Source organism: Echinicola arenosa (assembly GCF_014841125.1).
GTDB classification, from domain to species: Bacteria; Bacteroidota; Bacteroidia; order Cytophagales; family Cyclobacteriaceae; genus Echinicola; species Echinicola arenosa.
The window spans coordinates 1069370-1084184 of the sequence record NZ_JACYTQ010000001.1 but is presented as its reverse complement, the minus strand read 5'-3'; the positions used below and the strand labels follow the sequence as shown (position 1 = coordinate 1084184).

General features: G+C 41.2%; 9 protein-coding genes. 6 read left to right on the top strand and 3 right to left on the bottom strand.

The features are described 5' to 3' along the window. Window positions 1–4: 4 nt before the first annotated feature. The 3 genes from IFO69_RS04060 to IFO69_RS04050 all read right to left on the bottom strand — a co-directional run bounded on the left by IFO69_RS04060 (window position 5) and on the right by IFO69_RS04050 (window position 2805). A complete protein-coding gene (locus tag IFO69_RS04060) occupies window positions 5–865 on the bottom strand; it encodes an N-acetylglucosamine kinase (protein WP_192008559.1) in 861 nt (286 codons plus the stop codon). 130 nt (window positions 866–995) lie between these two features. Then, window positions 996–1880, bottom strand: coding sequence for an N-acetylmuramoyl-L-alanine amidase (locus tag IFO69_RS04055; RefSeq protein ID WP_192008974.1), 885 nt, complete (start codon window positions 1878–1880; stop codon window positions 996–998). A gap of 289 nt (window positions 1881–2169) precedes the next feature. Next, a complete protein-coding gene (locus tag IFO69_RS04050) occupies window positions 2170–2805 on the bottom strand; it encodes a response regulator (RefSeq protein ID WP_192008557.1) in 636 nt (211 codons plus the stop codon). A gap of 324 nt (window positions 2806–3129) precedes the next feature. Here IFO69_RS04050 and IFO69_RS04045 point away from each other — a divergent pair, with 324 nt between their 5' ends. The 6 genes from IFO69_RS04045 to IFO69_RS04020 all read left to right on the top strand — a co-directional run bounded on the left by IFO69_RS04045 (window position 3130) and on the right by IFO69_RS04020 (window position 14806). Further along, the gene (locus IFO69_RS04045; RefSeq protein ID WP_192008555.1) at window positions 3130–3801 is read left to right on the top strand and encodes an N-acetylmuramoyl-L-alanine amidase; all 672 of its coding nucleotides are present in this window, start codon (window positions 3130–3132) and stop codon (window positions 3799–3801) included. 288 nt (window positions 3802–4089) lie between these two features. Next, window positions 4090–7338: a SusC/RagA family TonB-linked outer membrane protein gene (locus tag IFO69_RS04040; RefSeq protein WP_225443973.1), complete on the top strand. Its 3249-nt coding sequence runs from the start codon at window positions 4090–4092 to the stop codon at window positions 7336–7338. Between the two features lie 11 nt (window positions 7339–7349). Further along, the gene (locus IFO69_RS04035; protein ID WP_192008551.1) at window positions 7350–9056 is read left to right on the top strand and encodes a RagB/SusD family nutrient uptake outer membrane protein; all 1707 of its coding nucleotides are present in this window, start codon (window positions 7350–7352) and stop codon (window positions 9054–9056) included. Between the two features lie 167 nt (window positions 9057–9223). Next, on the top strand, window positions 9224–9946 hold the full coding sequence (locus IFO69_RS04030; protein ID WP_192008549.1) for a polysaccharide deacetylase family protein: 723 nt from the start codon (window positions 9224–9226) through the stop codon (window positions 9944–9946). A gap of 8 nt (window positions 9947–9954) precedes the next feature. Beyond that, window positions 9955–11742 (top strand): glycoside hydrolase family 9 protein, encoded by a 1788-nt coding sequence (locus IFO69_RS04025; RefSeq protein WP_192008547.1) that lies wholly within the window; start codon window positions 9955–9957, stop codon window positions 11740–11742. Between the two features lie 109 nt (window positions 11743–11851). Beyond that, entirely contained in the window at window positions 11852–14806 is a 2955-nt protein-coding gene (locus IFO69_RS04020; protein WP_192008545.1) for a glycoside hydrolase family 3 N-terminal domain-containing protein, read from the top strand. Window positions 14807–14815 lie beyond the last annotated feature (9 nt).

Below are 14815 nucleotides of genomic sequence, written 5' to 3'. Positions count from 1 at the left end.
ACGTTTACTTTATAGCTGGAACGGTTTGACAATGGTATTTGACCAGGCCGCTCATGGGATGTTGTACAATGCTTTTGATTTTGATTCCAAATTCAGCCGCCACTTCTTCTAGAAAATCACAGAAATGGTAAGCAATGGAACCTGTAAAGCTAATGGGTAAGTCCATGCTTTGTGGCCCGTAAGGAATTACATAATAGTCGAAAAACTTTCTGAAATTATCTTTAATGATGGCTTGGCAGGAGGGATTGTCTGCATGCTTTAACAAAAAAGGTGTGAATGATGCCAGAAAGCGGTTAGCTTGGGGTTTGTTATAAATTTTATCCAAGATCTGTCTGGTATCCATATCAAAGGTGGCATGGAAATCAGCGATGATCTCTGGATCCAGTTTTTGTTGAAGGATCAATGCGATCAGGTCTTTGCATAAAACAGTGCCACTGCCCCAGTCTGCCAAAATATATCCTAGGGAAGGGACATTGTTGATGATTTCATGGCCATCATATACGCAAGAATTGGCACCCGTACCCAAAATGCAGGTTATTCCTTTTTGATCTTGGAGAAGGCTTCTTGCTGCTCCTAAGATGTCACCATAAACTTCTGTAGGATATTTGACAGATATGACAGACTCGATTGCTGATTTGACTTGTTCTACCTTTACAGGAAGACCACACCCAGCTCCATAAAAGATGACTTTATCAACCTCCGAAGCAATGGGAGTAACTTCGTTTTTAATGATTTTAGCGATTTCTGCTTCCGTCAAAAAATAAGGGTTCAAGCCCTTGCATTGCACAGAGTTGATGGTTTTTCCCTCTTCATCTACTAACCTCCAGTCTGTTTTGGTAGATCCACTATCCGCAATTAATAGCATATTATCGAATTTATTTGGCAAAATGGGTGATTACACTACACTTCAGTATCACTTACGATACAAAGATGTTTCTAAATGATCCTTCAAGCATCCCTGAAAATAGGGATTTGATACAATCACTGTATTGTCTTTATAAGTACTTTTTATACAAATTATGGAGTATTCTTATATCGTTTTCTTTTAGTTCCCCACTTGTATCTGTTTGGATAAAGTGAATCTTAAAAGCCCTTATTGCTGAGCCCAGGTCACTGGTGTCATAGCCGATGATGCGTAAGGCTTCCTTAGGGTCAAAATGATCTGGAACAGTCTCCAGCATCACTGTTTCTGTGGTATAGGTTCCAGGTGCTGTAGGTACATCTATTTCCATCATTAGGTAATCATCATACCAAAGACCATATCCTTCTTCAGCCAATTTTTTCCATGGAAAATAAGCACTGGGATCCACTTTTCTGGCGGGAGCAATGTCGGCATGGCCAATGAAGTTGGCTGTAGGGATATTGTAATCCTCTTTGAGTCGCTTTAACAATCGAAGCAAGCTTTCAATTTGAGCTTCTGTAAATGGTTCTGAACCATTGTTATCCAACTCGATCCCTATGGACGAACTGTTTAGGTCAGTATCATGACCCCATTTGCCACGACCAGCATGCCACGAACGAAGATAGTCATTGAGCATCTGAACAATCTCTCCATCTTTGCTGACCACATAATGTGAACTAACTTGGGTACGGCTTAAGGTAAAAGTCTTAATGGTTTGTTCCAGGGAATCCTGGGCGGTGTGATGGATGATAACAAAATTGGGTTTTCGGATGCTGAAATTGGTAGTGCCTACCCAAAGGTCAGTAACATTGGTAGTGTCTCCTTCCTGCCTAACTTCAGGAATTTCAGCTATTTTTTGAGTTTGGGCTTTTACTTGTTTTTTGTGCTGCTTGTTTATGGCCCGATAGGGGTTCGGGGAGCAAGCATAGATGAAAACTGCTAAAGTCAAGACAAGACTTGGAAAGGAGATTCTGCGCATCACTGAAAAGGGGTTTGGGTGCGATTTACCATTGAAAAGATTTTTCAACTTAAATCGATCAATTAATATACAAATATCAAAAGATATTTGATGTCCTAAATCCCTGAAAATAGGGATTTAGCCATGAAGGGAATAGGTAGCGAGAGCTATAACGATTATAAAAAGTATAATAATATTTAGATACCAAGGAAAAGGATATTGTTCTAAAATAAAACAATATCACTGGGGCTGGTAGATTTATCCTATAATATCTGACTGAATTTCAATCACTAATGTTAGCTAGGATTAATTACCTGATTAATCCTTTTTTGTAGGCATTGTTAACCAGTTCGGCGGTGTTTTTTGCTTGGAGTTTATAGAGCAGATTTTTACGATGGGTTTCCACAGTGTTCTTACTGATGAAAAGTTGTTCGCCAATTTCCTGCGTGGTTAGACCATTGGCAATGCAGTTCAATACTTCCATTTCACGATCAGACAGTTTTTCATTGACTTGCATCTTCCCTGGCTTTTTCATAAAGCTGCTCAACAAAGTTTTGCTGACTTCCTCTCCTAGGTAAGTTCCCCCATTGTGAAGGGTTTGAATGGCTTCGATCAGATCTTTTTTTCCGGTATTTTTTAAGATATAACCTTGGGCACCAGTTTTAAGCATATCCGAAATAAAATGGCGGTCATTGTGCATGGATAAGCCAAGTACTTTTAAGGTTTTGTGTGATTTTAAGAGTTTTTTGGTGGCTTCCACACCATCCATAATAGGCATATTGATATCCATGATCACCAGATCAACAGGGCTGAGCTCACAATAGTCAATGGCCTCTTTTCCATTCATAGCTTCTCCGACTACTTTGATGCCAGGGATATCATATAACATGGCTTTGAGCCCGTCGATAAACATTTGGTGGTCGTCTGCAATTAAAACATTGATCATGGTGAGCGGGGTTAGGGTCAGTGCTGTATAGGATTAAATCGATATAATGATCTTTTGTGTTTGAATAAACTCCAATTTACTGGTTTTTAGAATAAAAATTACATCAATGGTGATTCTTTCAATAGATTAGTTAAGTGCTTTATTACGGATGAATGGAGGTTTAATGTAAAATAAAGCAGATTTTCGGATATTATACTGAAAACAATGAAACATTAAAATCACTGTTTTCAGGGATACAGAGAATTAAATTAATTTATCAGATTGACTTGGGAATAGAAAGCATATTGATGCTTTGGATAATTGTATAATTGTTAGCTTCACTAAATGGATAGTATTCACTTGAAAGTAGTATTGATTTTATTGAGCCTGATGTTTTTGGGTGCTTGCTCCAAAGCAACCTATCGGGTTTTTGATAAATCCATTCAGTATGATGCTGAGCGGAGAGCGCTTTCTTTAAAATATATGGAGGAGCATTATGGGATGGTTCAGGAAGAACCTACCATTGAACCAAAAATGATTGTATTGCATTGGACGGCAATTCCTGATTTAGAGAGGTCTTTTGATGCAATGAATCCAGTGCATCTGCCTGGGAGCAGAACCGGCATTGCAGCAGCCAGTGCCCTGAATGTTTCTTCCCACTATTTAGTTGATCGTGACGGAACGATTTTTCGCCAACTTCCAGATACTATTCTGGCGAGACATGTGATTGGTCTGAATCACTGTGCGATTGGGGTAGAGAATGTAGGGGGCGGAGATGCTCCATTGACGAATGCCCAGCTTAAGGCCAATGAACAGTTGGTCCGACACCTGAAAAGGAAATATGATATCCAATATGTAATAGGGCATTATGAATACACCACTTTTGAGGGGCATGAATTGTGGAAGGAAATAGATGAAGGCTATAGGACGGTAAAGACAGACCCTGGTGAAAAGTTTATGAAAAAGATCAGAAAGAGACTGGAAGATCTGGAGCTGAAAACACCTCCTTCCAAATAAGTTTGATGAAACGTGTTATCGAGCACAAAGGTCACAGAAGGTAATTTTTGTGGCCTGTTTTTTTATGTAACCCATTGGTATTTAGGCTTAAGGGTTTAATGGTGATTTGATAATATCCCTGTTTTCAGGGATGGAATCGCAGTATTTTTTAGAAAAATTTGACCATACAATAAAAGCGGAGTGCTTTGGGTGATTAGCAATAAGCCCAAAATCATTTCGAAAATCCAATGTCATTTTGCTTTTGTTGAGACAAATAATTCACTTAACTAATTATCTAAAATGTTAAACATGAAAAAACTTTTACGCTGTGTATTAGGAGCGATTTGTTTTCTCCTGTTCCATTTTCAAGTAGTGGCCCAGTCGGTAAATGTTTCCGGTACGGTCACCAGTGCAGAAGATGGAGCTACTTTACCTGGAGTAAGCATCTTGGTCAAAGGAACTACCAGAGGCGTTACGACCGACATTGATGGAGTCTATCACATCAATGTAGAGCAAGATGATGTGTTGGTTTTCAGTTTTATTGGGATGATTCCTCAGGAAGTCACTGTGGGATCAGCAAATACGATCGATGTGGCATTGGAGGCTGAAGCCAAGTCGCTTGAAGAGGTAGTGGTGGTAGGTTATGGTACACAAAAGCGGAGCGATTTGACCGGAGCAGTATCTACGGTTGACACAAAAGTACTTGAATCAAGACCGATTACGGATGTGGGTCGTGGACTTCAGGGAACCACTCCGGGCTTGACCATTACCACTCCTAGTGGGCAGATCGGGCAAAACCCATCTATCCGTTTGAGAGGAACTACAGGTACACTTAGTAATTCTGGAGGTGCCCAGCCTCTTATTTTGGTGGACAACGTGGAAGTTCCGAACCTACAATTGATCAACCCGGAGGATATAGAGTCAATCTCTGTATTGAAGGACGCTGCATCTGCTTCTATTTATGGTTCCAGAGGTGCTTGGGGGGTAATTTTGATCACCACCAAGACGGGTAAAAAGGGAGAAGCTCCTAAAGTGAGCTATTCCAATAACTTTTCTTGGGCTACACCCACTACTACACCAGAAGTGGCTTCCGCTGCTGATGGTGCTGAAATGGCGCTTACTGCCATTTCTAGAAGAAACCCTTCACAAGATTATATTTCCGCTGTGGGAATGAGAATAGACAGAGAGTCTATTGATCGGATTAGAGATTGGGATGCACAGTATGGCGGAATGAATCTAGGAAATGAAATGGTTTACGGAAGAGATTTTGAGGAGAGAGACGGAGCCCTTTACTTTTATAGGTCTTGGGATGCAGGAGACATGTTTATGAGAGATTGGACACCACAGCAAAAACATGATGTCTCCGTGTCTGGAGGAAGTGAAAAGACGAGCTATAGGCTTGGAGTAGGCTACTTGGGACAAAACGGTGTGCTCAAGGTGAATCCTGATGAATTTAATAGGTATTCTGTTGATCTAAGTGTAAATACTGCGGTCACTGATTGGATGGATATCAGGGGGAAAGTGCTCTACAGCAAAACGCAACTGACAAAGCCATTTTATTTTTCAAGTGATACTTACGATCCATGGTATTACCTGTTCAGATGGCAGAAAATATATCCCTATGGAACCTATGAAGGAGAACCTTTCAGAAGTGCACTTACTGAAGTGCAACAGGCTAAAATGAATGAAGAAAATACCTCTCTGAGCAGGATCAACCTAGGTACCACTATCCGTCCAATAAAAGGTTTAAGCATAGATGCCAACTATACTTATGATGGTAACAATTATCATGAACATCGTACGGGTGGTGTGGTATCTGGATATAATTTTTGGGCAGGACCTACCTTAGAAGCAGGTCCCTATACTAGTGCTTCCTATAACAGGGTAGAATACAGGTCCTCATGGAGCAATCGAAACGTAGGTAAGCTTTTTGGTACCTATGAGAAACAATTAGGCGATCATGCACTAAAGTTTATGGTAGGTGGAGATATAGAAGCTTATGAATATTGGTACCAAAGTTCTCAAAGAAGAGACCTAATGGACTTGGATAAGGGAGAACTGGCACTGGCTACCGGTGATCAGTTTGTTAGTGGGGATCGAAATCAATGGTCAACCGTGGGTGGCTTCGCAAGGGCTAACTACAATTATTTGGGTAAGTATTTCCTAGAGCTAAATGGTCGATATGACGGTTCCTCTAGACTTTCTCCGGCCAAACAATGGGCGTTTTTCCCTTCCATGTCTGCAGGTTATGTGATTACAGAGGAACCTTTCATGGAACCAGTCACAGATGTGATGTCATTTTTGAAGCTCAGGGCCTCATGGGGAGCTATTGGTAATCAAAATGCCTACCTAAGTGATATCTATAGGATCATGAGTTCCTATTCATCCGGATGGTTGGTAGGTAGTAATAATCAATTGACCACTGGAACACCTGGAGCGATCCCTACTTCATTAACTTGGGAAACGGTGACCACTTTGGATTTTGGTTTCGATACTCGTTTTTTCCAAGATAAGCTAGGGCTCACCTTTGACTGGTACCGCAGAACGACCAGTGACATGCATAGTGCCGGTGAGGTTTTGCCCTCAAGTTATGGTACCAGCGCTCCAAAGCAGAATTTTGGGGAGTTGCAAACCACGGGATGGGAATTGGCAATCGATTATAACCACTCCTTTTCAAATGGATTAAACCTATTTGCAACAGCCGTACTTTCTGATTTCAAAGAAAAAATCACTGAATATGCTGACAACACCAGTGTTTACTCTAACAGACCGGGAAGGGTAATAGGAGAGATCTGGGGCTATGAAACAGATCGATTGTTTACCGAAGACGATTTTCTGAAAGATGCCAATGGGGAATTTGTACTGGATAATGGTAAATATATTATGCAGGAAGGTATCGCAAACCAAGATATTTTTGAGGAAGGATGGTTCTTCTTTGGTCCAGGGGATGTGAAATACAAAGACCTCAATGGTGACGGAGAGATTAATTATGGCGCTAATACCGTGGATGATCATGGGGACTTGAAAGTGATCGGAAACACTACTCCTAGGTACCAATACGGCTTTAGGTTAGGTGGCGATTACAAGGGGATAGATTTCAGCTTCTTTGTTCAAGGCGTTGGAAAGAGAGATTTTTGGGCCAATGGTCCCATATTTATCCCCGGGTACAGACCTGGTGAAGCGTGGTACCAGCACCAATTGGATTACTGGACACCCGATAATCCAGATGCGTTTTATCCAACACCTTCGGATGCAGGACAGCAAGTTTCTCCAACAAACTTTCGACCTCAGACAAGGTATTTGCTAGACTTATCATACACCAGGTTGAAAAACGTGACTATTGGATACTCTTTGCCAAGCTCATTGATCAGCAGATTGAAGATAGATAAAGTAAGGGTGTATTTCAGTGGTGAAAACCTCTTTGAAATCGATAATCTGGACTTGCCGATCGATCCAGAGGTAGATTATACCAATGCTGGATTAAATGACCCAAACACGTTTGGTAGGGTTTATCCATATAGCAGAACCTTATCGTTCGGTTTACAGCTAACCTTATAATTGACTGAATTATGAAAACTAAAATATTAGCAATAGCAATAAGCTTGGTCACTTTGGTGGGATGCGATGAATTTCTTGAGAAGCCACCATTGGATCAGTTGACAGATGAGACGTATTGGATCAGTGAAAATAATGTACGGACATTTTCTTGGGGATTTTATACGGCTTATTTTGGAGGGTATGGTTCAGGCTATGCTTGGGGGAAATTTTTCTCCGGCCAAAGCCTGAATGATGACTTTGCACCAACCAATCCAGCCCAATTTCGACAAAATGTGCCAGCGACTTTTGGAAGTTGGTCATTTGCCTGGGTAAGAAAAGCCAATATCTACCTTCAAAGAATACAGACCGTTCCGATGGGTGAAGAAGCCATCAACCATTGGTCAGGAGTGGCTCGTTTTTTCAGGGCCATGGAGTACCATGATCTGGTGAATCAGTTTGGTGATGTGCCTTGGTACGATCATGAACTTGATGAAAACAACGAGGAAGATCTTTATAGACCTCGAGATCCCCGTGATTTTGTGATGGACAGGGTACTGGAAGATCTACAATTTGCTGCGGATAATGTTCGCCAAGAAGATGGAGAGCCAGGATTGACGGTCAACCGAGATGTGGTACTGGCCCTTATGTCCAGGATCATGCTTTACGAAGGTACTTGGCAAAAATACCATGAGAACAATTCAGAAAAGGCTAAAACCTATCTGGAAGCTGCAAAATGGGCAGCAAATGAATTGATCAATACAGGGAATTATTCCTTAGGAGATTATCGGACTGTTTTTAATTCTCTTAATCTGGCGGGAAATCCTGAAGTAATCCTATACAGACACTATGAGCCAGGTTTGATCACTCATGCACTGAATAGCTACAATAACAAAGAACCTCAAACAGGGGTTTCAAAAGATGCGGTAGAAAGTTATTTGGCCAGTGATGGGCTTCCTATTGGCTTATCTCCACTGTACCAAGGAGATCGAGGGATAGATAACGTGATGGCTAACCGAGATGGAAGGATTTACGGTACCTTGGTTAATGATGAATTGCGATTAAACGGAGTGATCTCCTATTACTCTACATCTGGTTATTCAACCCACAAATTCCTTAACGAAGAGATCAAAGATCTGCCAGAAGGTAGCTCTAACTTGAACTATACCGATTCTCCTGTATTGCGTTTTGGAGAAGTGTTGATGAATTATGCGGAAGCGGTTGCAGAATTGGCCACGGTAGGTGGACCTGCCATGACCCAAGGAGATTTGGATATGTCCATCAATGTTCTAAGGGATAGACCGGGAGTAAACTTACCTCACTTGACATTGGTTGGGAGTGAGCCTGGTGTCAATGGTGTGGCTTATGACGATCCAGAGAGAGATCCAAGTGTTCCTTCCTTGATTTGGGAAATCAGAAGAGAACGTAGAATTGAACTGATGATGGAAGGCTTTAGACTGGATGACTTGAAGCGTTGGGAGAAATTGGAGTATACGGATACAGAGGAGAATGTGGACATCAATAGAGGAGCTTGGATTGACAAAGCTGATTATCCTAACTTGCAAAGCAGTGTGACACTTTCGGATGGGGAGACAGGATATATCATTCCAGCCACTGCCGCAGCGTCACAGAGGAGATTTGAAGATCCTAAAGTTTATTTGGATCCTTTGCCACTTGACCAGATCACGCTCTATCAACAACACGGCGTGACCTTGGAGCAAAATCCAGGTTGGGAGCAATAAGAAATTCATTTAGTTGAATGTTTGTTAGGTATGCCCTTCTTTTCATTATGAAAAGAGGGGCATTTTTCAGATTTTTACTCAAAGTGGTTGATTTCAAAAATATATATGGAAAGGGTTTAAAAGTTGGATGCCTTCTTTTATTCTATCTATCCATAGTGATTGGAGTGATGGCTCAAACCGAAGAGACGTTCACTTACTCTTTTGGAGCGATTACTCGAGGAAATCAAAATCAAAAGCAAATCGCATTAGTCTTTACTGGTCATGAATACGCCGAAGGAGGAGAGTATATTTCAAAAATACTGAAAGAAAGCACAGTCAAAGCCTCCTTTTTCTTTACAGGAGATTTCTATAGAAACTCCAAATTCCAGACTCTGATAGATAAAATCAAAGAAGAGGGTCATTATCTAGGGGCTCATTCTGACCGACATTTGTTGTATTGTGCTTGGGGAAATAGAGATAGTCTTTTGGTTGACAAGGAAGAATTTATAAGTGATTTAGCAGCAAATTATAAGGAAATGCGCAAAAGAGGAATTCCTAAGTCAAATGCTCAATACTATCTCCCTTCGTATGAGTGGTACAATGATTCTATCAGTCAGTGGACTCACGATTGGGGCTTACAGTTGATTAACTTTACATCAGGTACAAGGTCAAATGCTGACTATACTGACCCAACAATGCCCAATTATGTGCCCAGCCAGAAGATATTTGAAAGCATAGTAGATTATGAACAATCAAATGGACTGAATGGATTCATATTATTGCTGCACATTGGGGTAGGCTCTAAGAGAGAAGATAAATTTTACATTCTTCTTCCTCGGTTGATCACAGAATTGGAAAATAAAGGTTACCGGTTTGTAAACATTGAAACATTATTGAACCCTAAGAAATAAGCCTGTTTATGTTATCCTTATTGATTTCCTTTTTGACTGTATTGAGTTGGGCAAGCACACCTTTTGAAGCGTCAGGGGAAGTTTATATTCGCTTGAACAAGATGGGGTATTTACCTGAGGAAGAGAAAATCGGTGTTGTTTTTTCTAAAACGCCTATAAAGGAGAAGTTTATTTTAATCAATGAAGGAACGGGTGAAACTGTTTTGACGATAAAACCTCAAAGGGACAAAACGGATGCTTGGGGAGACTTTTATTATTACACCGTTGATTTTTCAGAAGTGCAGCAAGAAGGAGTGTATTTTTTGCGAAGTAAAAACACCGTTATTCAATCTTCTTCTTTTCAAATCGGAGAGAAAGTCTATGCTCACCAACAAGAAACATTATTGGCTTTTATGAGACAGCAAAGGTGTGGCTATAACTCCACTTTGGATATGGTTTGCCATCAAAGAGATGGGCGGACATTTTTTGGTCCCATGCCAGACAGTACCTATATAGATGTCAGTGGAGGCTGGCACGATGCGGGGGATCAGTTAAAATATTTGATTACATCCAGCTATGCCACAGCCCATATGTTGCTGGCTTATGAAATGTACCCAGATCGTTTTGAAGACCAATTCAACGCCTTGGGGCAGCCAAGTAAAAATGGAATCCCAGATGTGCTGGATGAGGCCAAGTGGGGTTTGGACTGGATGCTCAAGATGCACCCTCAGCCGGATCAACTTTTTCATCAGGTGGCTGATGATAGAGACCATAAAGGATATAAAATCCCTGATCAGGATAATTCAGAATATGGTTGGGGAGCCAATAGTTATCGCCCAGTATATTTTGCAACAGGAGAGTCTCAAGGGCTTCAAAAATATAAAAGTGAGGCCACTGGTGTGGCCAATTTGGCGGGGAGAAGTGCGGCCGCTTTTGCTCTGGCAGCTAGAATTTGGAAAAACGATTTGAAGGATACTTTATTCGCTGCTACTTGTAGGAAGGCAGCTTTAAGCTTGTATGCTTTGGGAAGGAAGATGGAAGGATATCAGCAAGGTAATTCCTACAGCGCACCCTATCGATACAATGAGTCTACTTGGGCTGATGATATGGAATGGGGAGCTGCTGAGCTTTTCAAAACTACCCATGAGAATAAGTATCTTGATCAGGCTAAGTCTTATGCCCTGATAAGCAATACAGCAGATTCTTGGACGGTTGCTGACTCAGCAGATCATTACAGACTTTATCCTTTTATCAATTTGGGACATTATGTACTTCACGGTCTCGTAGATGACGATTTTAAAAGTAAGCTGGAAAACTATTACCTTCAAGGAATCCAATACACCATGGGCCGGGCTAAAATGAATCCTTTCGAAGTTGGAGTGCCTTTTATTTGGTGTTCCAATAACCTGATGACAGGCTTGATTACCCAGATAATCCTATATGAGAAAATGAGTGGTGACCAACAGTTCAATGCTTATTTAAGTAGCCAGAAAGATTGGCTGTTTGGAAGGAACCCTTGGGGAACAACGATGTTTACAGGAATGCCTGATTGGGAAAGTTCTCCAAAAGATGTTCATACCAGTTTATATGTTTTGCTGGGCTTAAAGGTGCCCGGTGGATTGGTAGATGGGCCTGTATATGCATCTATTTATAATAACCTTATTGGCTTGCACTTGGAAAATAAGGATGAGTTCGCGGCCTTTCAGAATGCTCATGTAGTGTATCACGATGATGTAGGAGATTACAGTACCAATGAGCCGACGATGGATGGTACTGCAGGGGCCATATTAATGATGACGCATTGGAGTGGAGATTAGCCTTTGACTTCTAGAAATGAAACTAAGGATTGACTCTTCAGAACAAATTGATTTCTAGATCAAAGCCAATTAATTGCTTAAAGAAAATAAAGATTAACCATAATATAGTATGAAATACGATTTATTAAAAAGAGGGATTTTAGCGGTGCTTCTGATAGGGCTAGCCTTTCAGGTGCTCGGACAGCAAGATTCGGTGACCACCAAAATTCCTTTTTTAAAAGAAAAAAGCCAATGGGCAGATTCTGTTTTTCAAACAATGAGTCCAGAAGAAAGAATTGCCCAGTTGATCATGATACCGGTCTATTCCAATAGGGACAGGGTGCATGAAGATTCCATCGCATCTTTAGTGGAAAGGTATAAGGTGGGCGGTTTGATATTTTTTCAGGGTGGACCAGGAAGGCAGGCCAGCATGACCAATCGCTACCAAAAGCTCAGTAAAGTACCATTGATGATATCCATCGATGCAGAGTGGGGCCTGGGTATGCGCTTGGATAGCACGATGAGTTTTCCCTATCAAATGGCATTAGGAGGTATAGAAGATGAAAGTTTGATCTATGAAATGGGAAGGGAAATAGCACGCCAATGCAAGCGAATTGGAGTGAATATCAATTTTGCACCAGTTGTAGATATTAACAATAATGCCAACAACCCTGTGATCGGTTTTCGCTCTTTTGGAGAAGACAAAGAGAACGTGACTTCTAAGGCCATGGCCTATATGGAAGGAATGCAGGATGAACATGTTTTGGCAAATGCTAAGCACTTTCCTGGGCATGGAGATACCAATGTGGACTCGCACAAGGGATTGCCTTTAATCAGTTTTTCAAGAGAAAGACTTGAAAACACAGAGTTGTATCCTTTCAGGAAACTGATGAAAAATGGGCTGGGAAGTGTTATGGTGGCTCATATGAGCATCCCTGTGTTGGATGACACACCTAATTTGGCTTCTACACTCTCTAAACCCATTGTGACGGACTTGCTCAAAGGAGAAATAGGGTATGAAGGTTTGGTCTTTACAGATGCCTTGAATATGCAAGGTGTGGCGAAGTTCTATCCTCCAGGCATTGTGGACGTGAAGGCATTGCTGGCTGGGAATGATATGTTGCTCAATACCATGGATGTGAAAACGACCATAGAAGAGGTAAAAAAGGCCATATCAAATGGTGAAATTACCCAAGAGGAATTGGATAAACGCGTCAAGAAGGTATTGCAAGCCAAAGCATGGTTGGGGCTGGATGATTGGAAGCCTGTGGAAATGGAAAATATTTTTGAAGACATCAATAGCTCCAAAGCGAAATACTTGAACAGACAATTGGTGGAGGCTTCAATGACCTTATTAAGAAATAAAGAAGAGGTTTTGCCTATTGAAGATCTGGCAGATGAGAAATTGGCTTTTGTTGCTTTAGGAACTGACAAAGAAACAGCCTTTCAAAGAGGGTTAAGCAGGTATGTAGAAGCCGACAAAATTATAGTTCCCAAGGAGGCTTCCATTGAAGAACTTCAAATGATCAAGGAATTGTTGGAAGGTTATAGCAAAGTGATTGTAGGTGTTCATGATTTGGGATTAAAGGCCAGTGTGAAAAATTTTGGGATCACGGCGGAGATGAATTTTTTCCTTAAAGAGCTGATCAAAGAGAAACCGACCATTGTTGCGGTTTTTGGTAATGTTTACAGTTTGGACAAATTTGAAGCGCTGGATCAGGCAGATGCAGTGATTGCTGCGTATCAAGAATCAGCACTGACGCAGGATGTGGCTTCCCAGATTATTTTCGGCGGGGTAGGAGCAAAGGGCAAATTGCCTGTAGCCGTCAATACAACGTTTGGATTGGGAGATGGCCTGAGTACTGAAGGAGGCTTAAGGTTTGCTTACGTAGAACCAGAGGCTGTTGGCATTGCAAACAAAGATTTGGATGGGATTGAAAGCTTGGTGAATGAGGCAATTCAGGAAGAGGCGATACCAGGAGCATCAGTACTGGTAGCAAAAGAGGGCAAAGTGATATACCGAAAGGCTTTTGGTTATCATACTTACAGGCAAGAAAAGGCTGTGGATATCAATGATTTGTATGATTTGGCTTCTGTAACCAAGATCAGTACTTCTTTGGCTGCTTTGATGCAGCTAAAGGGAGAGGATAGGTTTGACGAAAACCAAACATTGGGTACTTATTTGCCGATGGCTCGGGGAACAAATAAAGAAAATCTGGTTTACAAAGATATTCTTACCCATCAGGCGGGCTTGACTTCGTGGATAGCTTTTTGGAAAAGTACCGTTAGAAAAAACGGCTCTTTCAAATGGTTTACCTTCAAGAATCACCAAAGCAAGCGCTTCCCTATTAAAGTAGCCGATAGCGTGTATATTCATAGAAATTATGCCGATAAGATTTATAAAGAAATCATGAAATCTCCAGTCAGTGATGAAAAAAAATATGTGTACAGTGATCTCTCTTTTATCCTCGCTCCAAAAGTAGTGGAGGCCATCACAGGGCAGGATTTTGTAAGCTATCTTAAAGAAAATATTTACGATCACCTTGGAGCGAGTACACTGACCTTTAATCCTTATAAATACTATCCTGAAGAGCGCATTGTACCTACAGAATATGATAGCTTGTTTAGAAAGCAGATGCTTGCAGGAACAGTTCATGACGAAGGTGCTGCCATGTTGGGAGGGGTCAGTGGCCATGCTGGCCTTTTTGGAGACACCAATGATTTGGCCAAATTGATGCAGTTATACCTGAACGCTGGAACTTATGCAGGTGAAACATTGATCAAAGGAAATACAGTGAGTGATTTTGGAGAATGCCAATTCTGTCCTGATAATTATAGGGCGTTGGGCTTTGATCGACCATCTAAACCGGGTAATCCAAATGGAAATTCTGCAGCAAGTGCACCCGCTTCCAGTTTTGGTCATACGGGTTTCACGGGAACCTATGCTTGGATAGATCCTGAAAATCAACTCGTGTATATTTTCTTATCAAACCGAGTGCATCCGACTCGTGAGAATACAAAACTATATAAACTGAATACCCGCACCAATGTGATGGAGGTGGTGTATCAGGCCATGAAAAAGTAATCTACTAGA

Coding starts and splice junctions, on each gene's coding strand:
- IFO69_RS04025 (WP_192008547.1), top strand. CDS start 9,955: ATGTTATCCTTATTGATTTCCTTTTTGACTGTATTGAGTTGGGCAAGC.
- IFO69_RS04035 (WP_192008551.1), top strand. CDS start 7,350: ATGAAAACTAAAATATTAGCAATAGCAATAAGCTTGGTCACTTTGGTG.
- IFO69_RS04050 (WP_192008557.1), bottom strand. CDS start 2,805: ATGATCAATGTTTTAATTGCAGACGACCACCAAATGTTTATCGACGGG.
- IFO69_RS04020 (WP_192008545.1), top strand. CDS start 11,852: ATGAAATACGATTTATTAAAAAGAGGGATTTTAGCGGTGCTTCTGATA.
- IFO69_RS04040 (WP_225443973.1), top strand. CDS start 4,090: ATGAAAAAACTTTTACGCTGTGTATTAGGAGCGATTTGTTTTCTCCTG.
- IFO69_RS04030 (WP_192008549.1), top strand. CDS start 9,224: ATGGCTCAAACCGAAGAGACGTTCACTTACTCTTTTGGAGCGATTACT.
- IFO69_RS04060 (WP_192008559.1), bottom strand. CDS start 865: ATGCTATTAATTGCGGATAGTGGATCTACCAAAACAGACTGGAGGTTA.
- IFO69_RS04055 (WP_192008974.1), bottom strand. CDS start 1,880: ATGCGCAGAATCTCCTTTCCAAGTCTTGTCTTGACTTTAGCAGTTTTC.
- IFO69_RS04045 (WP_192008555.1), top strand. CDS start 3,130: ATGGATAGTATTCACTTGAAAGTAGTATTGATTTTATTGAGCCTGATG.